Origin of the sequence: Streptomyces sp. NPDC006512 (genome assembly GCF_040611935.1) — a bacterium.
Lineage (GTDB): Bacteria > Actinomycetota > Actinomycetes > Streptomycetales > Streptomycetaceae > Streptomyces.
Window position 1 is genome coordinate 228,885 of the sequence record NZ_JBEXPG010000003.1, and the last position, 26,350, is coordinate 255,234.

General features: G+C 73.9%; 19 protein-coding genes and 1 pseudogene. 7 read left to right on the forward strand and 13 right to left on the reverse strand.

Annotation, left to right across the window (positions count from 1 at the left end):
- Nucleotides 1-33: 33 nt before the first annotated feature.
- From ABZZ17_RS03655 to ABZZ17_RS03690, 8 genes are all read right to left on the reverse strand, one after another.
- Nucleotides 34-1,947 (reverse strand): VgrG-related protein, encoded by a 1,914-nt coding sequence (locus tag ABZZ17_RS03655; protein WP_356871553.1) that lies wholly within the window; start codon nt 1,945-1,947, stop codon nt 34-36.
- Complete coding sequence (locus tag ABZZ17_RS03660) at nt 1,947-2,669, reverse strand: LysM peptidoglycan-binding domain-containing protein (RefSeq protein WP_356871555.1); 723 nt, start codon at nt 2,667-2,669, stop codon at nt 1,947-1,949. Before ABZZ17_RS03660 ends, ABZZ17_RS03655 begins: the two co-directional genes overlap by 1 nt.
- A 33-nt stretch (nt 2,670-2,702) precedes the next feature.
- Nucleotides 2,703-3,125: a phage tail protein gene (locus tag ABZZ17_RS03665; RefSeq protein WP_356871557.1), complete on the reverse strand. Its 423-nt coding sequence runs from the start codon at nt 3,123-3,125 to the stop codon at nt 2,703-2,705.
- A gap of 85 nt (nt 3,126-3,210) precedes the next feature.
- Nucleotides 3,211-3,897 (reverse strand): hypothetical protein, encoded by a 687-nt coding sequence (locus ABZZ17_RS03670; protein ID WP_356871559.1) that lies wholly within the window; start codon nt 3,895-3,897, stop codon nt 3,211-3,213.
- Between the two features lie 3,012 nt (nt 3,898-6,909).
- Nucleotides 6,910-7,068, reverse strand: a complete 159-nt coding sequence (locus tag ABZZ17_RS03675; protein WP_356871561.1) for a DUF6760 family protein — start codon at nt 7,066-7,068, stop codon at nt 6,910-6,912.
- Nucleotides 7,065-7,574 carry a hypothetical protein gene (locus ABZZ17_RS03680; protein WP_356871563.1) on the reverse strand — a complete coding sequence of 170 codons (510 nt, stop codon included), beginning with the start codon at nt 7,572-7,574 and terminating at the stop codon, nt 7,065-7,067. The genes ABZZ17_RS03675 and ABZZ17_RS03680 overlap by 4 nt, the downstream gene beginning before the upstream one ends.
- Nucleotides 7,574-8,017 (reverse strand): phage tail protein, encoded by a 444-nt coding sequence (locus tag ABZZ17_RS03685; protein ID WP_053688317.1) that lies wholly within the window; start codon nt 8,015-8,017, stop codon nt 7,574-7,576. Before ABZZ17_RS03685 ends, ABZZ17_RS03680 begins: the two co-directional genes overlap by 1 nt.
- A gap of 72 nt (nt 8,018-8,089) precedes the next feature.
- A complete protein-coding gene (locus ABZZ17_RS03690) occupies nt 8,090-9,694 on the reverse strand; it encodes a phage tail sheath subtilisin-like domain-containing protein (protein ID WP_356871565.1) in 1,605 nt (534 codons plus the stop codon).
- A 223-nt stretch (nt 9,695-9,917) separates the two neighbouring features.
- On the opposite strand from ABZZ17_RS03690, the gene ABZZ17_RS03695 reads away from it, so the two are divergent.
- Nucleotides 9,918-11,324, forward strand: a complete 1,407-nt coding sequence (locus tag ABZZ17_RS03695) for an RICIN domain-containing protein (protein WP_356871567.1) — start codon at nt 9,918-9,920, stop codon at nt 11,322-11,324.
- A gap of 57 nt (nt 11,325-11,381) precedes the next feature.
- On the opposite strand, the gene ABZZ17_RS03700 is transcribed toward ABZZ17_RS03695, so the two are convergent.
- The 3 genes from ABZZ17_RS03700 to ABZZ17_RS03710 form a co-directional block, all read right to left on the reverse strand.
- A complete protein-coding gene (locus tag ABZZ17_RS03700) occupies nt 11,382-13,355 on the reverse strand; it encodes an ATP-binding protein (protein WP_356871621.1) in 1,974 nt (657 codons plus the stop codon).
- An 89-nt stretch (nt 13,356-13,444) separates the two neighbouring features.
- Nucleotides 13,445-14,143: a DUF4255 domain-containing protein gene (locus tag ABZZ17_RS03705; protein WP_356871569.1), complete on the reverse strand. Its 699-nt coding sequence runs from the start codon at nt 14,141-14,143 to the stop codon at nt 13,445-13,447.
- 168 nt (nt 14,144-14,311) lie between these two features.
- Entirely contained in the window at nt 14,312-14,992 is a 681-nt protein-coding gene (locus ABZZ17_RS03710; RefSeq protein WP_356871571.1) for a response regulator transcription factor, read from the reverse strand.
- Between the two features lie 305 nt (nt 14,993-15,297).
- Here ABZZ17_RS03710 and ABZZ17_RS03715 point away from each other — a divergent pair, with 305 nt between their 5' ends.
- The 4 genes and pseudogenes from ABZZ17_RS03715 to ABZZ17_RS03730 form a co-directional block, all read left to right on the forward strand.
- A complete protein-coding gene (locus ABZZ17_RS03715; RefSeq protein ID WP_356871573.1) occupies nt 15,298-18,141 on the forward strand; it encodes an AAA family ATPase in 2,844 nt (947 codons plus the stop codon).
- Nucleotides 18,142-18,262: 121 nt separating this feature from the next.
- Complete coding sequence (locus ABZZ17_RS03720; protein ID WP_356871575.1) at nt 18,263-18,850, forward strand: dihydrofolate reductase family protein; 588 nt, start codon at nt 18,263-18,265, stop codon at nt 18,848-18,850.
- A 74-nt stretch (nt 18,851-18,924) separates the two neighbouring features.
- On the forward strand, nt 18,925-19,362 hold the full coding sequence (locus ABZZ17_RS03725) for a hypothetical protein (RefSeq protein WP_356871577.1): 438 nt from the start codon (nt 18,925-18,927) through the stop codon (nt 19,360-19,362).
- 5 nt (nt 19,363-19,367) lie between these two features.
- Nucleotides 19,368-19,490: pseudogene (locus ABZZ17_RS03730) on the forward strand (polyketide cyclase /reductase); the annotation flags it as partial.
- Between the two features lie 40 nt (nt 19,491-19,530).
- Here ABZZ17_RS03730 and ABZZ17_RS03735 read toward each other — a convergent pair.
- Entirely contained in the window at nt 19,531-20,232 is a 702-nt protein-coding gene (locus ABZZ17_RS03735) for a hypothetical protein (protein ID WP_356871579.1), read from the reverse strand.
- A gap of 96 nt (nt 20,233-20,328) precedes the next feature.
- A complete protein-coding gene (locus ABZZ17_RS03740; RefSeq protein WP_356871581.1) occupies nt 20,329-22,056 on the reverse strand; it encodes a PucR family transcriptional regulator ligand-binding domain-containing protein in 1,728 nt (575 codons plus the stop codon).
- Nucleotides 22,057-22,376: 320 nt separating this feature from the next.
- On the opposite strand from ABZZ17_RS03740, the gene ABZZ17_RS03745 reads away from it, so the two are divergent.
- A complete protein-coding gene (locus tag ABZZ17_RS03745; RefSeq protein WP_356871583.1) occupies nt 22,377-24,767 on the forward strand; it encodes a molybdopterin cofactor-binding domain-containing protein in 2,391 nt (796 codons plus the stop codon).
- 158 nt (nt 24,768-24,925) lie between these two features.
- A complete protein-coding gene (locus tag ABZZ17_RS03750; RefSeq protein ID WP_356871585.1) occupies nt 24,926-26,149 on the forward strand; it encodes a serpin family protein in 1,224 nt (407 codons plus the stop codon).
- Nucleotides 26,150-26,350 lie beyond the last annotated feature (201 nt).

The window sequence follows — 26,350 nt, forward strand, 5'->3', positions numbered from 1 at the left end:
CGACGACACTGGCGCGCCGGTGCGGTCGTCCGGTCATCCGAGGGGGTACTTCACGGTGTTGACGAAGAGCAGACCCTGGAGGTCGACCCGTACGGCGCGGATGCCGACGTTGGCGATGGAGTTGACCTGGACCGCCCCGCCGGCGGAGATCATGGCGGCGCCCAGGGCCTTCAGGTTGAGCGCGCCCAGCGCGTCGACGGTGACGGCGCCCCCGAGCGAGCGGAGGTTGACGAGGCCGCGGCCCTGGATGTCGAGGATGCCGCCGCTCTTGATGGTGAGGCGGCGCCGGGCGCTGAGCGTCAGGTCGGTTCCGGCCTCGACGGACACCGAGCGGCCGCCCTTGATGGTCACCGACCCCTCGCTGTCGACGGTGATCTCCGTCTTGGTGCGGTCGAGGTTGATGGTCAGCCGGTCGTCACCGCTGGCGATGCGGACGCCTTGCCTGCGCCCGCCCGTCCGCTGGCTGAGCAGGTCGACGCGGTTGGCCTGCCGGTCGGACAGGGTGTGCCGGGCGGCCTTCCTCTTCAGCCCGTCGTGCAGCGGCACGTCGTCGACCCGGGTCGGCAGGTCCCGGCCGTTGTAGAGACCGCCGATCACGAACGGGTGGTCCAGCGCGCCCCGGTCGAAGGCGACCAGCACTTCGTCGCCGACGTCCATGGGGAACACGCCGCCGCCGCCCACGCCTCCGGACTGCACGCTGCGGGCCCAGTCGCTCACGTACGTGTCGTCCAGCCAGGGGAACTGGAGTTTGACCCGGCCCTGCTTCAGCGGGTCCTGCACGTCGGTGACGACGGCGTTCGCCACACCGGGCAGCCGGGCCGCGCTCGTCGTGTCCGCGCCGCCCCCACCCGACGCCAGCCCGTAGAGGGAACGCCACTGGCGTCCGCTCACCGTGATCCAGGACTCGTAGTGCCTGCCGTCGCCGAAGACGTGCCGCACCGAGGTGACGGTGTACTTGCCCTCGAACGGCTTGCCCACGTCGCCGAGGGCCACGGGCACGCCCGGCCGCAGCTCGGGACTGCCGTACACCGCCACCTCCAGCTCCGCGAACGACGAGGTGACGTCCGCGGCGAGGGCCTTGGCGGCGTTCTGGACCTCGTCCTGCCGGTCGTACGGCGTGGCGGTCTCGACGAGCTGCGCCGACGCGAACTTCCCGGCCGCCTGGCCCGGCGTGAGCCCGATGGAGATGCCCGGATCGGTGGTGACCGGCGCCGTCTCGACGATCTTCTTCTTGGTGGTGACGTTCCAGCCGCGCGACTCGACCGTGCCGACCTGGTCGGCGGCGGTGACCGCCGCCCGCAGCCGCAGGATGTCGTGGCCGGCCTGGAGCACGAACGGGCTCTTGTCACCGTCCGTCTGCGGGGACGGCCCGCCGGCGGACGGGGTCGGCGTGACGAACCGGAACTTCCCCCTGGAGTCCAGGGACATCACCATGTTGTTCTCGTCGGCGAGCCGGGAGAGGAACTCCCAGTCGCTGACGTTGGACTGGCTGATGAAGCCGTACGTGCCCTTCGTCGGCTGGATCCGGCCGATCGGTACGCCGTCCAGCGCGGCGAGCTTGCGGGCGATGTCGGAGGCCTTCTGGTTGCGGTAGGCGACGACACGGCGCCGGCGCACCATCCGGTGCCCGAGGTCGTAGCCGCGGATCACGGTGAAGCTTCCGGTGCCGTCGTAGTCGGCCTCCAGCGCGGTGACCTCGCCGGTCAGCAGCGGCTTGCCGCCCCCCTGGCCGTCGGAGACCGGCGTGAGGACGACCCGCGTGCCGAACGTGACGCCGAGCTTGCCGAGGACCAGACGGTACGGGTCGCGGAAGGTCAGCCGGAACGCGGCGGGCACGCCGACGCCCTGGTCGACCCAGCCCTCGACGAGCAGCGGGGCGATGTCGTCGGGGAGCTTCGCGGAACCGATCCGCACCTGCATGATGCTGGAGAACGCGGGCTGCACCATCAGCGCGACACCTCCTCGGGCGCGGGAAGCACCAGTTCGGTGCCCGTCGGCAGCCGGGACGGGTCGTCGATCCCGTTGATCTCGGCGATCGCCCGCCACACGGTGGCCGTGCCGTACTCCCGCCACGCCAGCGACTGCAGCGAGTCGCCCGCCACGACCCGGTGCACGCGCTGGGCGGTGAGCGCCCCGGACGTCGGGTTCTGGCCCTTGGTCTTCCCCGGTATCTCCACCAGGTGCACCTGACAGGTGGCACGAATGGGTATGCCCGTGGTCCCGAAGAGGCTGTACGACGCCTCGACGGAGCTCACGTACGCGACGAAGCGGGCGGTGGAGAACGACCCCCACTCGAACACCACCCACGGTGGCGACGGCTGGTCGGCGGCGATGCTCTTCGCCGTCACCTCACAGCAGCCCAGCAGCGACTCGACCTTCTTCAGTACCGTGTTCCCGGTCGGCGCGGTCGACGAGTCCAGGAAGATCTCCAGGGTCATCTCGCGCGGCTCGGCGCCCATGAACTCCGGCTTGGAGCCGTCGCGCACGGCCATCGTCGGCGTCGCCTTCCACTGTGCGCGCTGACTCAGGGACAGCTGCGCCGGATTGAACTCGAAGCCGAACGTCCGCATCAGCGCCCCGGGCGTCGTGCTCGTTCCGACCGGGGGCTCGTGGATCGCCAGCGTCGCGCGCACCAGGCTCTTGCCGGCGCCCCTGCTGCTCGTGGCCATGGGTGTGTGACTCCTTTCCGCTCCGTCGCGCCGTCAGTCCGTGAACCCGTGGTGCGCGATCTCCAGGACCTCCGTCGCCACGGCCGGACTCGCGGGGTCGAGGGTGGGCCCCTGCCAGCTCACGGGCAGGACGTCGATGAGCCCCCAGCGGGCCACCAGCGACCCGTCGGCCCGCAGCGCCGCGATCTGTGCGGTGGGCCGCTTGATCCCCGTCTGGACCGACGAGATCCACTTCGCGACCTTCGCGGTGTCCGGGGTGAGCGGCCGGGTGAGCCGGATGGTGGAGAACGTGACCCGGGTCGGCAGGTGCCACACGAAGCCGTTGTTGCCGCCCTCCTGGCGGTGCTCTACCTCCACCTGGGACGACAGGCCCTCGCACCCGTTGAAGTACCCGAGGCTCTCACCGTCGATGGTGAGGGTGAACCAGATGGTGGACCCGGGGTCCTGACGGGGCATCCGAGGTGGGCCTTTCTGTCGTTCTGCGGGGGTGGCGCGCGCTGACCGCGCGGACCGGCAGCGGGCGGCCGGTACGGGACGTCCGTCAGGCGCGCGGATCGCGGAGCCTGCCGATCCGTTCGCGGTCCATGCGCAGTTCGGTTCGGACGAGGCGGGTGACCCGGTCGATGATCCGGTGCACGAGCTCGTCCAGCTGGAACTCGGTCAGCTCGCGCGGATCGAACGCGCCGGCGGGCACCGCGGTGTACTCGGGCGGCGGATCCGGCGGTGCCGGCGGCTGCGGCTGCGGCTGCGGCTGCGGCGACGGTCGGAGACCCTCCGGCGTCGAGGCCACGGTGGCCGCTACGGCGTCGGTGGACCGGCCGGAGACGGAGCCGGAGTCGGAGCCGAGGGAGGGGATGCGCTGGACCGTCGGCCCGGACGGCGCCGAACCCCCGGACGCCGGGACCGCGGGCACCGTCAGGGGCGCGGCTGCGGGCGGCGGAGCCAGCGGAACCACGGGGAGCGGACCCCGCGCCGTGGCGTCCGCGCCGGACACGGCGGGCCTGCGCGGGGGAACGCCCCGTACGGAGAAGGCCCGTTGGACGGGCAGGACGTCGGCGGTACGGGGAGGGGCCGGCGCGGGCGGCAGGGCCCGGGGCAGCCGGGCCACTGCGTCCGGCGTGAACGGCGCGGTCGGTACCGAGGGCCGCTGGACCGGAGGGGCGGCGGAAGCACCGGAGCGGGGACCACGGCGCTCGGGCGTGACGACCGGCGCCGTACGGACGGGCACGCCCCCGAGCGGGGCGCCGAGCGGGGAGCGTCGCCGCGGGGGCGTGCGGACGGTTGCCGGGACGCGGGCGAGGGCCGTGGGTGACCCGGGCGCGGGAGCGGGAGCGGAGCGCGCCGGGTACGGAAGCGGCGCACCGAGCCCCGCGCGGGGAGGTACCGCACTGCGCTGCACCGTGGCCGGGGCCCGGTGCTCCGGTCCGGAGCCCGGGGCAACGGGCCCGTGCTGAGACCCCGTACGGCCGGGGACCGACGGGGGTACGGCCGCGGAGCGTCGCACCGGGGGCGTCGCCGTGCCGGGACGGGCGGCCGGGGGACCGCCGTCGGGCGCCGGGGCGGGGGAGCTGGTGGGCCGGCCGTCGTGCGGGGACGCGGAGGCCGCGGTGCGCTGGACGGGCTGAGTGGGGGGAAGGGGGGTCGGCCCGGGAGCGGCGTAGCGGGGGGTGGTGTGCGGAGCGGGCCGCGGCGACGCCGAGCCGCCGGTCCGCGGCGCCTCGGCCGGCGCGGGCATCGACCGCTCGGCGCGGATGGTGGGGCGGGCTTGCGGAGGAGCGGCGTGCGCCGCCGGCACGCCGGTACCGGCCGCCGGGACACTGCTCTCGGTCGGTAACGGCGTGGGCGTGTGGGGTCGGACGTCCCGCTGGACGGTGGGCCTGGCGGCCGTGCCGCCGGACACGGCAGAGGGGCGGCGGTCGGCAGTCGGGGCGGGCGGCGCCGCTCCGGGTGCGGGCGCCGGGCGCCGACCGGGCGAACCGGCCCCGGGCACCGGTGCCGGGGAGGCGGGTGCGGGCGACCTCTCGCCCGCGCCGGACGGGTTCGCGCCCGTCTCCCGGGAGCCGGCCGCTCCGGCGGGCCCGGCCAGGGGCGCTACGGACAGGGGTGCCCGCGTCGGCGCGACACCGGACGCGTCCGCGCGCGGCGCCGCCCCAGTGGACGGCGTGCCCGGCCGGGACACCGCACGCCGCGCGACGGACGCCACCTCGGAAGCCGAAGGCCCTCCCCTGGCCGGAAGCCCGGACCCGCCGGACTTGTCGGATCGGCTGGACCTGTCGGACCCGCTGGGCACGCTGGACGCGCCGAACCTGTCGGACCCGCTGGGCACGTCGGACGTGCTGGGCACGTCGGACCTGTCGGTCCCGCCCTGTACGCCGGACACGTTGTTCCCGCCGGACGCGCCGGACCTGCTGGGCACGTTGGACCTGTCGGTCCCGCCGGACCTGCTGGGCACGTTGGACCTGTCGGTCCCGCCGGACCTGCTGGGCACGTTGGACCTGTCGGTCCCGCCGGACCGGCTGGGCACGTTGGACCTGTCGGTCCCGCCGGACCGGCTGGGCAGGCCGGACCTGTCGGTCCCGCCGGACCCGCTGGGCACGTTGGACCTGTCGGACCCGCCCGGCACGCCGGACCCGCCGGACCCGCCAGACGTGCCGGGCTTGCCGGACCCGCTGGGCGCGCCGGACGCGCCCGACCCGCCGGACCTGCTGGGCACGTTGGACCTGACGGACCCGCCGGACCCGCCGGACGTGCCGGGCTTGCCGGACCCGCTGGGCACGCCGGACGCGCCCGACCCGCCGGACCCGCCGGACACGTTGGACCTGACGGACCCGCCCGGCACGCCGGACACGTTGTACGCGCCGGGCACGCCGGATCTGTCGGCTCCGTCGGGCACACGGGGCACGTTGGACCTGTCAGACCCGCCCGGTACGTCGGACCTGCCGGACCTGCCGGACCTGCCGGACCTGCCGGACCTGCCGGACCTGCCGGACCTGTCGGACCCGCCGGACGTGCCGGGCTTGCCGGACCCGCTGGGCAAATGGGGCCTGTCGGAGCCGCTTGGCCCGCCGGACCCGGCCGGCACGTCGGTGTGCGGTGTGGCGTCCTCGGGGCGGCGGACCGCATTTCGCTGTACCGGCGCGCCGAGTCCCGCCCGCCCACTGCCCGGAGCCATACGTTCCGGAGCCGGGGGACGGGGCGGGGTGGCCCGTACCGGAGCACCGTCCTGTACGGGGCCGTCCCGCAGGGGGCGGGTGGTCTGCGGCTCGCCCGTGGGCGGGGCCGGAACGACGGAGTCACCCGGGGAGGGCGAAGGGGCCGGGGACGTTGCCGTGGGCCCGGGGCGGGCGGCCGCAGCCCGCTGCGCCGGGGCCATGGGGCTCGGGGCGGAGGCGGACACGTCGGGGCCGCCCCGGTCGGCATCGGCCGACGGGGGCGCCGCCGGTATCGGAAGGGCGGTCCGGCGCGTAGCGGCCAGGGTGCGTTGGACGGCCGGGGCCGCGGGAGGCGCCTTGGACAGGAGCTGCCGCGTCCGGGGCGGAGCCGGCCGCAGGGGCGTCACCTGGACGCCACGGTTCACCGGCCCCGCCGGGGCGGGTTCCCCCTCCCGCGCCGGCGTCCGCGTCCGCGACGGGGCCGGTCCGCCGACGGGCGAGCGCGGTGTCCGGGGTGCCGGGGCTACGCCCACCGTCGGCACGGACCCGACGGCCCGGGCCCCCTCGCGTACCGAAGGGGCCCAGGCCGCCTCGGGGGACCGCGATTGCGCTGCGGACCACGTCTCCGTCGGGATCGCCCGGAGCGGCGCCACGGGCAGGCGCCGCACGGCGGGTGCGTCGGCCGGCCGGCCCGACGGCAGGTCCGGGACGGGCCGGCCGAGTCCCACGACCGGCCCGGCGGCCCCGGTCAGCGCGCCGGAGAGCAGACTGCCGCCCGCCGCGGGGTCCAGGACCGCGGGGGACGGCGCCCCGGTGAACGACGGGTTCTGCCAGGTCGGCAGCCGCCCGCCGAAACCGGCGTCCGCGACGCCCGTCGGCCCGTCGCCCGTGGTCCGCCGCAGCGGCGGCAGCCCGGCCCAGGCGGCGACGGCCACCGGAGCCGGGGCCGGCGCGGAGGGCGCGGGAGCCGTGCCCCCGGCGGCCGCCGCCGTGCCCGCGGGTCCGGTGCCCGGCGTCGGGGCGCTGCCGGGCGCCGCCGGGACGTCGTCGTTCCGTCGCCCCCGCAGCCGGTCCAGGAATGCCACTGCTCAGCCCTCCGGCGCGGCGCGCGTCACGAGGGACGCGATCTGCTGGGTGTACCGGCGCCGGTCCTGGTGTTCCAGGTCCAGGATCGCGTCCGGGCCCCAGTGGAAGTGGAAGGCGACGTACGCGATTTCCTCGTGCAGCCGGTCGGTCGCGTACGTCACGATTCCCCCAGGCGGCTCCCGCCGAGTTCCACCTCGAACGGCTCCGCACAGTGCGGGCACCGCACGGCCGCACGGGTGTGGCCCTCCGCGTTGATCTGGCGGTAGAAGTCCTGGAGGAACGCCAGGTCGGACGCGAACATGTTCTCCACGATCCCGTCGTGCACCATCGGCAGCTCGCCCAGCCGGGTGATGACCCGGCCGAGCAGCACCACCGAGAGGTACGCCGGGTTCTCCTGCACGCGCACGTCCCGCAGCGGGACCAGCTCGTCGCGCGCCGTGGACAGCCGCATGACACCGGCTCGGTGCACGGTGCCCGCGTCGTCGACGTACCCGCGCGGCAGCTCGAAGGGGAACTCGGTGCGCAGCGACTGCCGCGGTGCCGGATCGGCCGGCGGGACAGCGGGTGCGGCGGGTGCGGCGGCGGGTGCCGAGCGGGGGAACTCCGCCCCCGCCGCCGCGGTCTGGGTCGCCGTGGAGGCCGGAGCCTTGGCAGCCGAACGCCGCATTATTCGATGACCAGTTCTTCGAACACGATGGTGACGGACTCGGTCAGCGCCGCCGCCTCGCCGGCCTTCACCGTGCTGGTCTCGATCTTGCTGCACCAGGCGTTGCGCAGGTTGTAGCGCTTCACCGGGTTGTCCTGGTAGTCCATCATGATGATGGAGGCGTTCTTGCGGGCCGTGCTCATCTGGCCGCGGATCGAGTCGTTGATCCATTGCGTGAACGACCCCGACTGGGTCATGCCCCGCACGACCGTGCACTGGCCGTTCTTCTGCACGCCCGGCATCAGCGACACCTCGGGCCGGCCCTGCGCGCTGTTCTGCTGGAAGGTGATGACGTCCTGTTCGAGGGTGAGACCGCTGACCTCGGCGAGGTACTCGACCATCACCCCGTCGATCTGGAGGCCGAAGTTGTGTGACGTGAGGGCGTCACCCGGCTGGAGACTCATGTGTTCGCTGTCCTTCTGAAGAGGGGAGGGGCACGGGGAGGCGACGGGGACGGACGCGGGTTCCGTCCCCGGTCACTCCTCCAGCTCCCCGTTGCCGCTGGAGAACTGAGCCAGCCGGAAGATCACGAACTCGGCGGGTTTGACCGGCGCGATGCCGATCTCGCAGATGACCCGGCCGAGGTCGACCGACTCCGGCGGGTTCGTCTCCTCGTCGCACTTGACGTAGTACGCCTGCTCGGGGCTCTGCCCGAACAGGGCGCCGCTGCGCCACTCGTTGACCAGGAACGCGGAGACGTTGCGGCGGATGCGGGCCCAGAGGTTGTGGTCGTTCGGCTCGAACACCACCCACTGGGTGCCGATCAGGATCGACTCCTCCAGGTAGTTGAAGTACCGGCGGATGTTCAGGTAGCGCCAGGCCGGGTCGGAGGAGAGGGTACGGGCGCCCCAGACGCGGATGCCGCGGCCGGGGAAGGCCCGGATGCAGTTCACGCCGATCGGGTTGAGGAGGTCCTGCTCGCCCCGGGTGATCTGGAGTTCGAGGTCGACCGCGCCGCGGACGACCTCGTTGGCAGGGGCCTTGTGGACACCGCGCTCGCTGTCGTTGCGCGCCCAGATGCCGGCGACGTGTCCGCTCGGCGGCACCAGCCGGGACTGCCCGGTCGCCGGGTCGAAGGACTTGATCCAGGGGTAGTACAGGGCCGCGTACTTGGAGTCGTAGTTGGCCGTCTCCTGCCGCCAGACCCGGATGTCACGGGCGTTCAGGCCGGGTGGCGGATCGATGATCGCGACCCGGTCGCCCATCAGCTCGCAGTGCGCGATCAGACCGAGCTGGACCGCCTTGAGGGCCTCCAGGTCGATCGCCTCGCGCTGGTAGGCGGCCATCAGGTCGGGCACGGCGACCATGGAGATCTCGTCCACGGCCTCCAGGCCGCCGAAGCCCGTGCGGTCCGCCGAGTCGCCGAGGTACTGGGCCGGTCCGGGGTGGGATCCCTCCGCGCGGCCGGCCGGTGCGGTCGGCCCGACGGGCGCGGGCGGCGGCGCCGGCAGCGCCACGGTCTGGTTCTCGGGACGGGCCGGCGGCGCCGACGGGGCCGCCTCGGTCACGGCGATGAGCTTGGAACGTTCCTTGACGTGCGTGACGACGTACGCGCGGCTGCCCTTCTTCGCGGTCACGTCGAAGGTTTCCACCGGCTTGTCGCCGTCCTTGACGATCAGCTTGAAACGCTCGGCGGGCCCCTCGCCCTCGGCGTCGGCGACCTCGACGGACAGCGGGCCGCCGCGGCCCTGCGCGAGGGCGGCCACGGCGAAGGTACCGAGCGGCCGGGACTCGGCGGCGGGCAGCGCGGCCGGGGGCGTCGCACCGGCGACCGCGGCGGGCGCGGACTCCTGCCCCCGGCCCGCGGAGTCCTCGGCGGAGCCGCCGACGCGCACGACGTACGCCGCCGAACCGCCGTTGTTGAAGAACCCGTAGAGGGAGTGGGCGAGGTAGTAGCCGTCGGTGAAGTCGCCGAACGCCGCGACGTACTGGGTCCAGTTGGTCACCAGAGTGGGCTCGTTCAGCGGGCCGGTCGGCGCCAGACCCACGAACGCGGCCACCGACGTGCCGACTCCCTCGATCGGGCGCGAACCGCTCGCCACCTCCTCGACGTAGACGCCGGGCGACAGATAGGACGGCATGCTCTGCTCTCCTCGGGTACGAGACAGGACACCCCCACCTTGACGCGCGCGTCGCGCCCGTCGAAACGTCCCCCGGTACCCGGGCGGGGGCACCGTCGTTGCCCCCACCGGTGCCTGGAGGGGCAGCGCCGGGACGCGCGGCCGCGGGGACCGCCCCCGGCTGCCCCGAGGTCTGCCCCCGTGACTCCTGACCGGCGGCGGGCGCGCCGTTAGCGTGCCGGGGGTGAGCCTATGGACTTCCCTGGAACCCGCCTCCGTCACCGTCGACCCCGGCAGCAGTACGCGCGTGCGTCTACGCGTGCGCAACACCGGTGACGTGGTGGACGAGTACCGTTTCGAGCCCGTCGGCGACGTGGCGCCCTGGACGACCGCGGAGCCCGCGACCCTGCGGCTGTACCCGGGCACCACCGGGACGGTGGAGCTGACGTTCGCGCCGCCCCGGACCCCCGACGCCACGGCCGGGCCCAACCCGTACGCCGTGCGGATCACGCCGGCCGAGCACCCCGAGGCCGTGACGGTTCCGGAGGGGAACCTGACGATCACGCCGTTCGCCGAGGTGCGCGCGGAACTCGTGCCGCCGACCGTCAAGGGCCGCTTCCGCGGACGCCCCAGACTGGCGGTCGACAACCTCGGCAACACCAAGGTGACGGCGTCGGTCGCGGGCAGCGACACCGGGGACCACCTCGCGTACGAGATCCGCCCCGGCAACCTCCAGATCGAGCCCGGCCGGGCCGCGTTCGTCGACACGACCCTGCGGCCCCGGCAGATCATCTGGTTCGGCTCCAAGGAGGAGCGGCCCTACACCCTGGCGGTGCGCCGCTCCGGAGCCGAGCCGCTGGAGGTCGAGGGGACCTACGTCCAGCGCGGCTTCCTCCCGCGCTGGCTGGCCACGTCCTTCGGGCTGCTCCTGGCCCTGGGCGTCACCTTCGTGATGATCTGGATCGCCTACCAGCCGCAGGTCCGCACCGAGGCCACCGAGCAGGCGGGCTCCGCCCTGCCCACCGCCCTGCCCCTCTCCCCGCCGCCGCCCCCGCCGCCCTCGCCCAGCGCCGCACCGCAACCGCCGAAGACGGAGGAGCCCAAGGACGACGAGGCCGACGACAGCGCCGACGGCGGCGGGCAGCCGCCGGAGCCCTCGGAACCGCCGCCCGTGGTGCCCGCCGAGAACGTCCTGCTGCGCAACGCCGCCACCCGCATGTGCGCCGATCTGCCGGGCCGCGACAAGGGCGCGGTCAACACGGCCGTCCAGCAGGGCGACTGCGTCGAAACCGCCGGGGACAACCAGCTCTGGAACCTTGAGGTGAAGTACCCGAAGCTCGGGCCCGGCGGCAGTCCGCTCTTCCAGATCCGCAACGTCAAGGACCAGTTCTGCATGGACCTCGGCGAGTACGGCGGCCGGCCCGTGGGCACCGGCATCGGCGAGTTCCACTGCGACGGCACCACCGCCGACAACCAGCTGTGGTGGATCGAGCAGCAGGAGAGCGGCGACTACTGGATCCGCAACTACGCCAGCAACAACAAGTGCCTGAACGTGAACGGTGGGGCCGCCGCCGCGGACCGGCTGAACATCGCCGACTGCACCAACACCGGCAACCAGGAGTGGAAGGTCATCCGCCCCAAGGCCGACTGAGGCCCGCGGCGGCCGGTCCCACGGCGGCCGGCACGGTCACCGGGCCCGGCCGCCGGATCACCAGCCGCCCTCGCCCGGCACCAGCCGCCCCGCCTTGCGGTACTCCCGGCGGGCGCCCTCCAGGAGGTCCTCCGCCGTCACCTCGCCGCCGCGCCCGGCGGCGAGGTAGGCGGCGGTGACCACCGCGCAGCGGATGGAACCGCCGGCCAGCTCGAAGTCCCGGGCCAGCGGGGCCGCGTCGATGCCCTCGGCGGACGGTACGTGCGCCAGCCCGTGCCGCCACAGCGCGAGGCGCTGCCCGGCGTCCGGGAAGGGGAAGTCGACCACCAGGTCGAGCCGCCGGGTGAACGCCGCGTCCATGTTCGCGCGCAGGTTGGTGGTGAGCAGCGCGATCCCGTCGAACGACTCCAGCCGCTGGAGCAGGTAGGAACTCTCCATGTTGGCGTAGCGGTCGTGCGCGTCCTTGACCTCGGAACGCTTGCCGAAGACGGCGTCGGCCTCGTCGAAGAGCAGCACCGCGTCGGTCCGGTCCGCCTCCGTGAAGATCCGCTCCAGGTTCTTCTCGGTCTCGCCCACGTACTTGTCCACGACCGACGACAACTGGACCACGTACAGATCGAGACCCAGGTCGGCCGCGACGACCTCCGCCGACAGGGTCTTCCCCGTACCGGACTCCCCGGCGAACAGGCCGAGGACGCCCCGGCCCCGCCCGCCGCCCGCGCTGAGCCGCCAGTCGCCGAGCACACGGTCGCGGTGGCGGGCCCGCAGGGCCAGTTCGCGCAGCTGCCCGAGGGGCCCTTCGGGCAGGACCAGGTCCTCCCAGCCCACGGCCGGCCGGATGCGGCGGGTATGGCTCTCCAGTCCCGAGGCCGACTGGCGGCGCGCCGCGCGCCGCACATGGGCGGCGGTGACCGGACCGCCGTCGAAGGCGGCCAGCGCGCGTGCCGCCCGCGCCCCCCGCCGTACCCGGTCCCCGCCGAGCCGGTACGGGGCGACCGTCGCGGCCAGGTCGAAGCCGTCGGCGTCCGCGCCCAGCGCGTCCCGCCAGGCGGCCGTTCCCCCGTCCCGGCGGCCCGGCGCGTCCAGGACCAGGGGGTCCTCGGGGCACCAGTGCGGGTCGTAGGGGCGGGCATCGGCCAGCAGCACCGTCACGTCGGGTGTCGCGGCCAGCGCCCGCACCAGCGGGCCGGGCCGTTCGGGCAGCGACGGCACGACGACGGCCCGGCCGCTGAGGCGGGCCTCGCGCAGCAGCTCGGCGACGTGTTCACCGGGCGCGGCGCAGCACAGCGCGTCCAGGCCGGCGGCGCGCAGGGCCGCGGAGTACGCGGCCAGGCCCTCGCCCTCGCGCTGTTCGCGCAGGTAGACGGTGGCGGGTCCGGACTCCAGTAGGGCAGCGAGCCGGTGGGTGAACCGCTCGGCGGCGGTGTCGCAGGGCAGCGGCTCCGGCATCGGGCGCAGCAGGCCGAGCAGCGCGGCGTCCGGCGTGTCGTCGCCGAGGAGGTGCCCGGTCAGGCGGTCGGGCACGCGCAGCGAACGGGTCAGGAAGGGACGTTCGGGCTCGCCGACCTCCAGCAGGCCGAGGGCCGTGAGGGGCGCGGAGGCGTGCAGCCGGGCCCGGGCCGCGGCGGACCGCGCGGGTACCGCGCACAGGTCGAGGGCGAGGCCGACGGTGGCCCGGCGCCTGCTCACGTCGTCGTTGAGATAGCCGTAGAGCGGTTCGAAGGTCCGGTCGACGTCGGGAGCGAGGGCGACGAGCACGACGGCGACGTCGAGTGCGGTCAGACCCGCCCGCCCGGCCAGCCGGGCCAGCCGGTCGCCGGCCGCGTGCCCCTCACCGACCGGATGCCCGGCGTCGGCACCGGATCCGGTCACGTCGTCCGTCATCGCGGGCCAGGTGCCGAGGAGGTGGCGCACCGCCTCCTCGGACAAGTAGAGCCCGCGCAGGGGGTCGTCGGCGGTGGGATCGCCGGCGGTCCGCCGTTCGACGAGCGCCGACACCCGCCCGCGCAGCCCGTCGAGACGGGCGAGCAGCGCCCGGGCGGGGGCGCCGACGGCGTCGTCCGCCGGCGCCCCGGCGCCCGCCGTGTCCGGGCCCGGCGCCGAGACGGCGTACGGGGCGCTCACCGCGGGTCCGGGCGGCGGAAGGTCTCCTGGCGGGAAGCCGCGCCCTTGCGGGCGGCCCGTGCCTCCCGGGCGGCCGCCACCTGGCGGGGACGGTGCGAACGGCTTTCGGACGCCAGGCCGCCGTCCGGACCGGCGACCCGGAGCGTCGCGCCCTCGGTGACGGGCGGCCCCGCGTCGTACTCCGGGAAGGCCGGGAAGGGCGCGGTCACCACGAGGTCGAGGGACGGCTTCAGCTCGCCGCCGAGCGCGGACCAGATCTCGGCGAGCGACCGCGCCTCCGTCTGGGTTCCGGCCACCGTCAGCGGCACGGAAAGCCCCAGCGTCCGCAGGGAGCCGGGCAGTTCGTCCGGCGGCAGCACCTCGCGGGGCAGCAGCGTCGCGAGCACGGCGGACAGCAGCCGGTGTTCGTCCCGCGGGGTCTTCGTCCACGCCGTCACCAGGTACGACAGCCTGAACCAGCGCGGCGGCTGCCTCCGCCGCACCACCACGTCGAGGTCGTCCCGCACCGCGGTCTGCCCGCGCTGACGCCGGGCCACCTCCTCCCGGATGTCGTACAGGTAGGTGTTGATCACGGGGGCGTTGCGGCGGGCGGCCCAGTCACGGGTCGGCGCCTCGAAGGACACCTCGATGCCCGCCCCCGTCAACGCCCCGCCGCCCAGGAGGCCCTTGAGCATCTCGTCCACCTCGTGGATCACGCCTGCACTCCCGATTCCGCCCGCACGGCCGCATCCGGCCCCGCCCGTCGTCCACCGTCGATCGTCCCCCGGGCGGCCGCCCGGTTCGCAGGGGCACGGGGGACGGCAGCCGGGCAGTGCGCCCTGCCCCCGCGGACACGCCCCCGCCGCCTCCGGCTGCCCGGACGGTCAGATGTAGCCTTCCCGAAGGGCAAAAGCCACGGCATGGGCCCGATTGCGCAGGTGGAGCCGTGTGGTGAGACCGTGCACGACGTTCTTGACGGTCCGTTCGGAATAGGACAGCTTGCCCGCGATCTCACCGGTGTCGAAGCCCTCCGAAACCAGACGCAGGACGTCCACCTCACGGGAGGTGAGCCCCAGGAACGGCGCCCCCGGCGCGCCCGCCGCACCCCGGTGCAGCGTGCCCACCTGGTGGATGAGCCGGCCGAGCAGATCGGCGGGCAGGTCGCCGTCACCGCGGTGCGCGGCCAGTACCGCCTGCGCCAGCCGCTCGGCGGTGGCCTCGTGACGCCAGACGATCGCGCCGACACCGCACTCCACCACCTCCAGCAGCTCGTTCTCCCGCATCGCCCCCACCACCAGGACGACGCGCGCCCCCTCGCCGCGCACGATCCGGCGCAGCCGGGTCAGAGCCGCCTCGTCGAGAGCGTCCTCCACCAGCAGGGCCACCGTGCCCGGACCGGACTCCTCGCGCAGCTCGACCTCCGGGCGTCTGCGCAACTGGCCGACCGCTCCCTCGAAGCTGATCGGATCGGCGGCGGACACCGCCACCGGAACGCGCCGGTTCGTGGAGCCCGCGCAGCGGACCGGGGGAGAGGACGTGGTCGTGGTCCGGGATGAGTTGAGCAACCGTTTCCCCTGTTCGGCGGCCCACCCCGCAGCGCGGGCCGTAGCGGATGAGCAGCTCCCACCCTTCTGCGGGCGCCACGGGGACCGCAATCGTGGAGCACCACGAGCCACACCACGAGACCCCGTCGGCGACCACCACGAGACCGGCCTCCTGCCCGTGCGTCGCAGCAGGTCACGGCACGTCCCGTCGGAGTCGGGGCACTCCCGGACGCCGGCAGTGAGGTACGCCACTCCACACCACCCCGGCACGGATTCCGTCGTCTCACCCGGCGGCGGAGCACAACCCTTCAGCGCAGGAGGCACCCATGACCGAACCGCTCCTCGAACGCGACGGCGCCCAGACCCTGATCACGGACGAAACGGAACGGGCCCGCTCCGGTTCCGGCCGCCTGGTGCTGCTCCAGGGAGCCACCGGCACCGGCCGCAGCTCCGTACTGGAATCCGCCGTCCGGGACGCCGCGGGCCGGGGCCTGCGGGTGCTGCGGGCGCGCTGCTCGCCCGAGGACACCGCGGTGCCGTTCGCCACCGTGCTGCAACTCCTGGGACCCGTACCGGACTTCAGTGAACTCGGACCCGACCGTGACGACCGCGGGAGCGCCGCCCGGCTGTGGCGGCTGCTGCGTGCGTACGCGGCCGAGGGCCCGCTGCTGCTGGCGGTCGACGACGTCCACCTGGCCGACGCCCCGTCACGCCGCTGGCTGCGCGAAGCCGTACGCCACATCGACCGATTACCGCTCCTGCTCGTGGCGAGCGAACGCAGCCAGTACGACATCGACTCCCGCAGCGCCGGGCTCGCCCGGTCCCTGCCGCCGTCCCTCGTGCGCACCCACACGATCGACCCGCTCAGCGACACGGCCGCCGCGCGGCTCGTCCGCGCCGCCGTGCCGGCGGCCGGACCCGACTGGACGGCGGAGTGCTTACGGGCGGGCGCGGGCAGCCCGCTGCTGCTCCACGCCCTGCTCGACGACCTCGGCGGCGCCCGGGAGACCGGCCCCGTGGCGGACACGGTCCCGCCACTGCCGGACACCTGCGCCGCGCTGTATCCCGGCAGCTACCCGGCGGCCGTATCGTGGTGGCTGGACAGCGCGGGCGCCGCGACGGCCGAGGTGGCCCGCTGCCTCGCGGCGCTGGAGGAGGCGTGGCCGGACGCGGAGGAACAGCCGCCCCGGCGCGAACCGGGCACCCCGCTGGTACCGGACGTGGCCGGGGTGCTGGCCGAGGCCGCCGGCGCGGATCCCGCACGGGTCAGCGGCTGGCTCACCGCGACGACCCGCATCGGACTCCTGCGCCCGGACCCCACCGGCCTGCCCCGTTTCGCCCACCGGCTGCTGCGGGACGCCGTGCTGAACGGCTGGCCGACGGAGCGACGGGAGGCGGCGCACCGGGTGGCGGCGAAGGCGATGCTGCGCCGCGGAGACCGCGTCGAGGCGGTCGCCGCCCATCTGCTGCGCGCACCGGGCGACGGGCTCCCCTGGGCACTGCGCGTCCTGCGGGACGCGGCGACGGTCGCGGTGCACGACGCCCGCCCCGGCGACGCCGCCGGCTACCTGCGCCGCGCCCTGGACGAACCGCTTCCCGACGACCGGCGCCAGCAGCTGCTGACCGAACTGGGCTCACTGGAGTACGCCTCGGCCGACGGCACGGTCGCGATCGCACGTCTGGCGGAGGCACAGCACCTGCCCGCCGCGCCCCGGGACCGGGTGCGTGCGGCCGTCGCCCTCGGCACGGCCCTGGTCGGCCGCGGCGAGGTCACCACGGCACTGGAGGTGCTGCGGCGCACGGAGGGCGGTCTGGAGGGACACCCGGGGCTCACCCGCACCGTGCAGACCGCCACCGCGCTGCTGTCCGACGCCGACCTCGCGACCCGTCAGGAGACCTACCGCAGGCTCTCCGAGAGCGGCGAGTACGCGCCGGAACTCGTCGGCACCGCCAGCCGGGCCCTGCTGGTGCGGTACGAGGCGACGGCCGGGCTGATCTCGGCCGGCACGGCCATGAACCGCGTACGGGCCCTGCTCGCCCAGCCCTCCGACCCGCTGGCCGAGCCGTTCCTGCTGGGGACGGCGGCGGCGGTCGCCGAATGGGCCGGCGAACTCGACGAGGCCGAGCGGCTCGTGGACCGGGGCCTGGCCGGCCAGCACCCCGCACTGCTCCACCCCATGGAGCACGCCCTGCTCAACACCCGCGCGGACATCGCCGCGGCCCGCGGAGACGTCGCCCGCCTGATCGCCGTGCGCGGCGACGGCGCGGCCGTCGCCGCGCGCGCCCACAGCGGCCCCTCCAACCGGGACGCCCACGTGCTGATGGCCCTCGTACACACGGGGCGCGCACAGGAGGCCGCACGGCTCGCCGACGCCTTCGACCTGAGCCGGGCCCCGGAATCATGGGAGCTGAACCGCTTCCTCTACGCGCGGGGAGTGCAGCGCCTCGCCGCCGGCGACCCGGCGGGCGCGCTCCACGACTTCCTGGAGTGCGGCCGCCGCCAGACCGCCCGTGAGGTGCTCAGCCCGGTCGTCACCCCCTGGCGGACAGCGGTCGCCCAGTGCCGCCTCGCGCTCGGCGGCAGCCAGGAGGCCCTGGCCCTGGCCACCGAGGAGCTGCGGCTGGCCCGGGTGTGGAACACCCCGCGGACGGTGGGACGCGCGCTGCGCGTCCTCGGCGCGGCGACCGGCGGCCGCCGGGGACTGGACCTCGCCGAGGAGGCGGTCGAGACCCTCAGGGACGCGCCCGCCGACGCCGGAATGGAACTGGTCGAGGCCCTCCTCGCCCAGGGCCGCCAGCTCCTCGCCGCCGGCGAACGCGGGCGCGCCCGTGACCGGCTGCGCGAAGCGGCGGACCTCGCCGAACGCAAGGGCGGCCTGCGGCTGCTCGCCCTGGCCGAGCAGGCCCTCCGCGAGGGCGGCGCCCGGGTCCCGGCCGCTGCGCGGACCGGTTCGGGGGCCCTGACGGGCAGCGAGCGCCGCATCGCGGAACTCGCCGCGGCGGGGCGGACGAACACCGAGATCGCCGACCTGCTGCACCTGGCCCGCCGCACCGTGGAGACCCACCTGACCAGCACCTACCGCAAGCTCGGCATAAGGCGCAGGGCAGACCTGCCCGCCACCCTGGCCCGCGCCCGCCCCCCGGTCGCCGATGTCCCGGAACCGGCCTGACACCGGAGCGGGCACCCGCCGCCGGTTCGGGGAGCGACTTCGACGGCGACACGACCTGGTTCCGCGACCCCCTGCGAGGTGGCGGCCGTAGGGTCGGTCCTGTTCCCGAGGAGGACTTCAAATGCGCAGCGTGACCTACTCGATGGGTGTCTCCCTTGACGGCTACATCGTCGGGCCGGACGGCGGCTTCGACTGGACGACGCCCGAAGAGGAGGTCTTCCGCTTCTGGATCGACGAGATCCGACAGGTCGGCGTCCACCTGATGGGACGACGGCTCTACGAGACGATGCTGTACTGGGAGTCCGCCGACCAGGACCCGTCGCTCGGCGCCCCCGAACGGGAGTGGGCCTCGCTCTGGAACCCGCTCCCGAAGGTGGTGTTCTCCACGACGCTGTCGACGGTCCAGGGCAACGCCCGCCTGGCCTCCGGAGCGCTGGCGGAGGAGATCGAGCGGTTGCGGGCCGAGCCGGGGGACGGCGACATCGCGATCGGCGGCGCGACCCTCGCCGCCGAGGCGGCCGCGTCGGGTCTGATCGACGAGTACCAGGCCATCGTCCACCCGGTGCTGGTCGGCGGTGGCATCCCGTTCTTCCCCCGGGACGAGCGCCGGGTGGATCTCGAACTCGTCGACACCCGCACCCTCGGCTCGAAATGCGTCTACCTCCGCTACCGCGTGGCACGTCGGCCCCCGCCTCAGGCGAGCCCGTAGGGGGACCCCCGGCCGAAGCCCCGCAGCGCCCTCCGCCGTGAGCCGCCCCCGTCCAGCATCCCGACGGGGGCTCGGTGGCCGGCCGGGTGGTCGCGCGGGGCGGGGACACCCTCGCCTACCGGAGCGGCGACGCCCATCTCACGCTCGACGGCAAGGTCCTCGCGGAACCGTACACGGACCACGCCGTCGTGAGCGGCGGTTCGGACGACTTCGAGGTGAAGGTGCCCGAGGGGAGACTCATCGTGCTGCCGGACAGCCGCTCCACGCCGATCAGCGACCAGTTCGAGCCCGAGGAAGGGGCCGCGTCCTCCGAGGAGACCGGCACGTTCCCCGTCTCGGCGGTGCAGTACCGCGTCGTCGCCGCGGACGGGAATCCCGCGGCGGCCTGGGGCGTCGGCGGGGCCGCCCTGTTCGGCGGTCTGGTCCTGATCGCGGTGGGCGCGACCCTGGCGTTCGCCTCTCGGGTCGTCCGCCGCCGGGCCGAGCGGGCGGTCGTCTACCCCTGGAGCTGACCGCCGAGGAGACCCGTACCGGCCCTCAGGTCGACGCGGATGTCCCCACGGCGACCGCCATCCTCCGCCAGGGACTCGAAACATGGCTCGGCGACCTGAAGGCCACCGCCGAGGCCCGCACCCACTGATGAGCCACCCCGGCGTACCGGCCCTGACCGGCGGCCACGTTCACCGGGGCGGCTCGCACCGCCTGGGCAGCGTCACGGTTCCGGGCCGGTGCTCGAAGGTGTCCATGACCAGCCACTCGTCCAGCTCGGGGTCGTACAGGTTCTGGACGCCGAACTGCAGTACCTGCCAAAAGGTGCCCCGGTCGTTCTCGTCGACGTAGATGTCGCCCAGGGCGAGCGGCAGACGCGGGTAGTTGCCGGGAGGCAGCTCCGGGAGGACCACGCCCACCCTCCAGTGGTTCACGTGCCGCTGCGGGGTGCGCCGCAGGGTCTCCCGCCCGACGAACCGGGCGTTCTCGAACCCCTCATTCAGTTGCTCCAGGTTGAAGCCCGGGATGCGTGAGCAGGGGTGTTCGGTCAGGCCGGGCCATTTGTACGTCAGCGTGTAGAGCGTGTCGTGGTAGATCAGGTTGGTGAACCAGATCGGGTACTGCGGTCCCCCTGCGGTCATCTGGCTGTCGCCGTCCCGCCCTTCCCAGGTGAACGGCACCGTGATGTCCAGGTCCCGGACGATCCACTTGCCCTTGCCGCGGAAGTCGCGGGGGAGCCGGGGCGGAGGCGGCGTCGGGGAGGAGTCCCCGACCGACGGCGCGGTCCCGGTCCGGGGCTGGGCGCCGACCGAAGGGGGCGCCCCCAGGACGAGGGCGATCGCTCCGGCAAGAACCGCCGACGTGGCCGTCCGACGTCTGCCCTTCCAACCCATGGTCTACCTCGGCTGTCGCGTCGGGCGCCGTCACGGCGCGGGACAATCATGGACATGCTGGGACAAAGTCCCCGCAATCAGAGATTCCGAAACCGATCAGCCGGATCTCAGGGCCGCCAGGAAGTCCAGTCTGGTTTCGAGGCCGGACAGGTCGCGGCCGGTGAGTTGTTCGATGCGGGTGACGCGGTGGCGCAGGGAGTTGGTGTGCAGGTGGAGTCGCGCGGCGCAGGTGGTCCAGGACGCGTCGCAGTCGAGGAAGGTGCGGAGCGTGGTCACGAGGTCCGTCCGGTGGCGTCTGTCGTGATCGCGCAGGGGGCCGAGGAGGCGGTCGGCGAAGGCTCGCCGGGTGTCGGCCGGGATGAGGGGGAGCAGGGACAGGATGTGGGTGGTGAGGTCGTCCGGGCCCCGCACGGTCACCCGTTCGTGGCCGGCCCGGGCGATCCGTAGGGCGTTGCGGGCTTCTTCGAGGGCGCGCCGGGCGTTCCCGGGTTCGTCCACCGGAACGCTGACGCCGACGCAGACGCGGTCCGTCGGGCCGAGCCACCGCGCGAGTGCCGCCGAGAGGCGGCGCTGGAGGGCGGCGCAGTCGAGGGACGGGTCGGGGAGGCCGGTCGTGGGCTCGGGCACCAGGACGAGGAGGACGGCCTGTTCGCCGTCGACGGTGGAGGCGATGTCCTGCGGCGACACCCGCACCGGGCCGTCCGGTTGGAGCAGGGCCTCCTCCATGAGCACGCGCAGGGCCGCGGCGGGGACGGGGCGGCCCCCGTGCCACTCTCCCCGGGCGACCACGAACTGTTCGCGCGGCCAGGTCAGCTGCCCGCTGACGATGGACTGCGCGGTACTGCGCAGCCGGACGGGTATCTCCTCGGCCGGGACGGTGCCGTGCAGCAGTTCGAGGGCCCGGCCGGCGAGGTCCCGGAGCGCGGCCTTCGACCGCTCGTGCGCGGATCGCGCGTCGGTGACCAGCTCGACGAGCCGGCCCAGGAGTTCCGCGTCCGGTGCGGGCCAGTCCGACGTGTCGGCCTCGACGACGACCAGCCAGTCGCCCAGCTCTTCGGCATGCGACCCCGGCCCGAGGGCGTCGGGAACGCCGGAACCATCGGAACCATCGGAAACACCGGAAACACCGCGAACACCGGGTACCTCGCTCGCGTCGGGTACCGCCACGAGGGAGTAGGGCCGGCCCCCGACCGTCACCACGTGGGGAGCCGCCGCCTCGCGTGCGCGGCGCGCGGCCAGGTACCTCGCGGCCAGCGCCGCCGCGGTCCTGGCGCGCAGCGGGGGCCGGGCCCCGGATATCTGACGGCCGGTCGCGGACAGCACCCGTACGTCGACACCGAGGCTCTCCCGCAGGAGGTCGAGCACCAGGTCCGCCGAGCTCTGGTCGGCGAGGAGCATCCGGTGGCGTTCGACCACGGCGGCGAGGCTGCCGACACCGTCCTGCCGGTGCAGACGGTGCAGGACGTGTTCGGTGACCGCGGCGAACGAGGTTTCCGGTCGCACCGCGACGAGGGGGAGGCCGTGGCGGCGGCAGGCGCGCACCAGGTCGTCCGGAACGCGTTCGTGTTCGACCTCGCCGGCGGCGAGGGCCGTGACACCCGCCCGGGCGAGGACGCGTACGAAGGCCTCGGCGTCTCCGTCCTCGCGCCACCAGGCGAGCCCGGTGAGGACGAGTTCGCCGCCGGTGAGGAAGCGGCCGGGGTCTGCCCGGTCGATGGTCGGGACGGCGGATATGGCTCGATCGAGCATGTCGTCGCCGAGGTCCGCGCCCGCGAGCGGACGCAGCCCCAACTCGTCGACGTTCAGGAGTTCACGTAGCCGCATGATCGCCACCCTCTCATGCCACGTCATCCGCAGGACATGGATCACCACAGGTCACCGGGGTGGCGCGGTGAGAAAGCACCGTCTTCCACAGGTACCGGCGCAGCGGTCTCTGAGTGATCGGTGACTGCCCCGTCCCGCTGTCCGCGCTGTCTACTTCTGAGCGTTCGGCCGACAGCGACCAGCGAGTTCAGGCCCCGGATCGGCCGAACCGGAACGGGGCGGGGAGCGTCGTGCGGCGCGCCGCGCACGGGGGTCGTGGCACCCGGCGATCCCCGCTCCCGCCGACAACATCCGGAACGTCAGGAAGAGGCGGTCACATCATGGCTGGTACCACCAGCGGCATCCCCACCAACGTCACCCAGGGCTCGCGGACCACGGGCGGCGTCGGCGAGTCCACGCTGCGCCCGGACGGCACCTTGAAGGTCACCGGCGAGTTCGCGTACTCCTCGGACATGTGGCACGAGGACATGCTGTGGGGCCAGCTCCTGCGGTCCACGGTCGCGCACGCGGAGATCGTCTCCATCGACACCTCCGAGGCCGCGGCCGTGCCGGGCGTCCACGCCGTCATGACCTACGACGACCTGCCGGCCGCGATGAAGAACTACGGCATGGAGTTCCAGGACACTCCGGTACTCGCGCACGGCAAGGTGCGTCACCACGGTGAGCCGGTCGCCCTGGTCGCCGCCGACCATCCGGAGACCGCGCGCCGCGCCGCGGCGAAGATCAGGATCGAGTACCGGGAACTGCCCCTCGTCACCGACGAGGCATCGGCGACCGCCCCCGATGCCGTACTCGTGCACGAGGACCGCGACGACCACCACATCGGTCACGTCCCGCACCCGAACATCGTCCACCGCCAGCCGATCATCCGCGGCAACGTGGCAGAGGCCCGCGAGCGCGCCGACGTCATCGTGAAGGGCGAGTACACCTTCGGCATGCAGGACCAGGCCTTCCTCGGCCCGGAGTCCGGCCTCGCGGTGCCCTCCGAGGACGGCGGCGTCGACCTGTACTGCGCCACCCAGTGGCTGCACTCGGACCTTCGGCAGATCGCCCCGGTCCTCGGCCTGCCCGAGGAGAAGGTGCGGATGACGATGGCCGGAGTCGGCGGCGCGTTCGGCGGCCGGGAAGACATCTCGATGCAGATCCACGCCTGCCTCCTCGCCCTGCGCACGGGCAAACCGGTGAAGATCGTCTACAACCGGTTCGAGTCCTTCTTCGGCCACGTCCACCGGCACCCGGCGAAGCTCTCCTACGAGCACGGGGCCACCAGGGACGGCAAGTTGACGCACATGAAGTGCAAGATCGTGCTCGACGGCGGCGCCTACGCCTCGTCCACGGCCTCGGTCGTCGGCAACGCCGCGTCCCTCTCGGTCGGCCCCTACGTCATCGAAGACGTCGAGATCGAGGCGATCGGCCTCTACACGAACAACCCGCCCTGCGGCGCGATGCGCGGCTTCGGCGCCGTCCAGGCCTGCTTCGCGTACGAGGCCCAGATGGACAGGCTCGCGGCGGAACTGGACATGGACCCGGTCGAGCTGCGGCAGCTCAACGCCATGGAACAGGGCACGGTCATGCCCACCGGCCAGGTCGTGGACTCACCGGCCCCGGTGGCCGAACTGCTGCGCCTGGTCAAGGCCCGCCCGCTGCCCCCGGTCCGCCAGTGGGAGACCGCAGACGGAGAGGCGGACGTGCGCGCGCTGCCGGGCGGCCTGTCCAACACGACGCACGGCGAGGGCGTCGTCCGCGGCGTCGGCTACGCGGTCGGCATCAAGAACGTCGGCTTCTCCGAGGGCTTCGACGACTACTCGACCGCCCGGATCCGCCTGGAGGTCATCAACGGCGAAGCGGTCGCCATGGTCCACACGGCCATGGCGGAAGTCGGCCAGGGAGGCGTCACCATCCACGCGCAGATCGCCCGAACCGAACTCGGCGTCCAGCAGGTGACCATCCACCCCGCCGACACGCAGGTGGGCTCGGCCGGGTCGACCTCGGCGGGCCGCCAGACGTACATGACCGGCGGATCGGTGAAGAACTCCTGCCGCATCGTCCGCGAGCGGGTCCTGGAGATCGGCCGGCGCAAGTTCGGCGCCCACCACCCGGCGTGGGAGGGCGCCGAACTGCTCCTGGAGGGCGGCAAGGTCGTCACGGACGGCGGCGAGGTCCTCGCCTCCCTCGCGGACGTCTTGGAGAACGAGGTCGTGGAGGTCGAGGAGGAGTGGCGCCACCGCCCCACCCAGGCCTTCGACCTCGTCACCGGCCAGGGCGACGGCCACGTCCAGTACTCCTTCGCCGCGCACCGCGCGGTCGTGGAGGTGGACACGGAACTGGGCCTGGTCAAAGTCGTCGAGCTGGCCGTCGCCCAGGACGTGGGCAAGGCGATCAACCCGCTGTCCGTCGTCGGGCAGATCCAGGGCGGCACCCTCCAGGGCCTGGGCGTCGCCGTGATGGAGGAGATCATCGTCGACCCGAAGAGCGCGAAGGTCCGCAACCCCTCCTTCACCGACTACCTGATCCCGACCATCCTCGACACCCCGACCATCCCGGTCGACTACCTCGAAATGGCGGACCCGAACGCGCCCTACGGAGTGCGCGGCATCGGTGAGGCCCCGACCCTGTCGTCCACCCCGGCCGTCATCGCGGCGATCCGGGCGGCGACCGGCCTGGAACTCACCAAGACGCCGATCCGCCCCGAGCACCTCATCGGGGCCTGACCCGGCCCACACGGTTCCAGGGCGCCGCCGCCCCGTCGGCAGTGGCGCCCGGCGACCCACAGGGAGGCCGCCGGCCTGGGACGCCACCTGCCGACCCCGCCGTGTGGATCATGCGGAGGTACCGTACGCACGACACGTGCGGGGCGAACGGGGGCGGTATGCGGGTGACGAGTACGACGATGCGGGCGGTTGACGAGACGGTCGACGCGGTCAACGGGCTGACGGCACGCTGGGCGGAGCGGACGGACGGCGGAACGACGTTCTCCGCCGCGGGCGTCTGGCCGCTCCTGGCCTTCCTCGCCGACGCCGCGAGCGGTGAAACCCGCGCGCAACTGGCCGAGGCCGTCGGACTTCCCGCCGAGCGGGCGGCCCGGGCGGCACGTGAGGGCATCGTTGCCCTCGACGCCCTCCGGGGAGTGGACCTGGCGGTGGGCCTGTGGAGCAGCCGCAAACTGAAGGTGCGCGAGGAGTGGGCCGCCGGACTGCCCTCCCATGCGCACCGGAAGCTCTCCGGCTGGCTCCGGCACGACCGGAAGGCACTCGACGCCTGGGCGGCGGAGCGGACGCGCGGACGCATTCAGCGCATGCCGGTCGAGCTGAACAAGGATTCCCTCCTGGTGCTGGCCAGCGCACTCGCCCTGGAGACCCGGTGGATACGCCCCTTCACCCCTGACTCGGCCAGACCCGTGTCGGGCCCCTGGGAGGGCCGCGAGCTGGCCGGCCTGAGCCGCACCACCGCACTGCTCGACCGCGTCGGTGTCGCGGACACGCCTGACGGGCAGGTGACCGACCTCAGGGTGGTGGGCACCGGCGGCATCGACGTGCATCTGCTCCTCGGCGAGGAACAGATGACCGCGGGCCGGGTACTGAAGGCCGGTGTGGACGTCCTCGCGGGCCGCCACCGGCTCGTGCCGGGCAGCCGCCTCCCGTACGGAGAGGCCGGACCCGGTGTGCGGGTGGCCGAGGTGCGCAGTTTCCGTCCCGTCCCGCCGAGGCTGCACGTCAGCACCGTCGCCTTCGACATCGCCGCCAACCACGATCTGATGGCGCGGGCCGACCTGTTCGGGCTGGGTTCGGCGGGCGACCCGTCCGCCGGGCACTTCCCCGGGATCAGCGGCCGACCCATGGCGATCGGCTCCGCGAGACAGGCCGTCACCGCGGCGTTCACCGACGAGGGGTTCAAGGCCGCGGTGGTCACCGCCATGGAAATGGCCGCGGGAAGTGCCCCGCTTCCCGAGGAGAAGTACGTGAACACCGAGGTGTACGCCACCTTCCGCCGCCCCTTCGGCTTCCTCGCCGTGCACCGGGCCTCGCGCCTCGTCCTCACGGCCGGCTGGGTCACGGATCCGAACCCGTACCGCGAAGCGCGGGGCGAATGGTGACGCCGTCGGCCGACCGGGCCGGTCGGCCCCTGCTCGTCGGGCGGTTCCCGCCCGGTGTCGGCCTTCCGGGTCAGCCCGGCGTGAGCCCGACGGGTTTCAAGGTCGTCCCTGCTGTATATTGGATCTCGTACTCGCGGCCGTGAACGGCGGCTGACGGGTCTGGCGTTGGTGGTCCAAGGAAAGACACCCCACTTCCCGTGG

What these genes read in the sequence shown, in the direction of transcription:
- ABZZ17_RS03720 (WP_356871575.1), top strand. Translation starts at nt 18,263, where the DNA reads ATGCGCAGCGTGACCTACTCGATGGGTGTCTCCCTTGACGGCTACATC.
- ABZZ17_RS03715 (WP_356871573.1), top strand. Translation starts at nt 15,298, where the DNA reads ATGACCGAACCGCTCCTCGAACGCGACGGCGCCCAGACCCTGATCACG.
- ABZZ17_RS03685 (WP_053688317.1), bottom strand. Translation starts at nt 8,017, where the DNA reads ATGAGTCTCCAGCCGGGTGACGCCCTCACGTCACACAACTTCGGCCTC.
- ABZZ17_RS03690 (WP_356871565.1), bottom strand. Translation starts at nt 9,694, where the DNA reads ATGCCGTCCTATCTGTCGCCCGGCGTCTACGTCGAGGAGGTGGCGAGC.
- ABZZ17_RS03740 (WP_356871581.1), bottom strand. Translation starts at nt 22,056, where the DNA reads ATGCGGCTACGTGAACTCCTGAACGTCGACGAGTTGGGGCTGCGTCCG.
- ABZZ17_RS03735 (WP_356871579.1), bottom strand. Translation starts at nt 20,232, where the DNA reads ATGGGTTGGAAGGGCAGACGTCGGACGGCCACGTCGGCGGTTCTTGCC.
- ABZZ17_RS03680 (WP_356871563.1), bottom strand. Translation starts at nt 7,574, where the DNA reads ATGCGGCGTTCGGCTGCCAAGGCTCCGGCCTCCACGGCGACCCAGACC.
- ABZZ17_RS03750 (WP_356871585.1), top strand. Translation starts at nt 24,926, where the DNA reads ATGCGGGTGACGAGTACGACGATGCGGGCGGTTGACGAGACGGTCGAC.
- ABZZ17_RS03660 (WP_356871555.1), bottom strand. Translation starts at nt 2,669, where the DNA reads ATGGCCACGAGCAGCAGGGGCGCCGGCAAGAGCCTGGTGCGCGCGACG.
- ABZZ17_RS03745 (WP_356871583.1), top strand. Translation starts at nt 22,377, where the DNA reads ATGGCTGGTACCACCAGCGGCATCCCCACCAACGTCACCCAGGGCTCG.
- ABZZ17_RS03655 (WP_356871553.1), bottom strand. Translation starts at nt 1,947, where the DNA reads ATGGTGCAGCCCGCGTTCTCCAGCATCATGCAGGTGCGGATCGGTTCC.
- ABZZ17_RS03665 (WP_356871557.1), bottom strand. Translation starts at nt 3,125, where the DNA reads ATGCCCCGTCAGGACCCCGGGTCCACCATCTGGTTCACCCTCACCATC.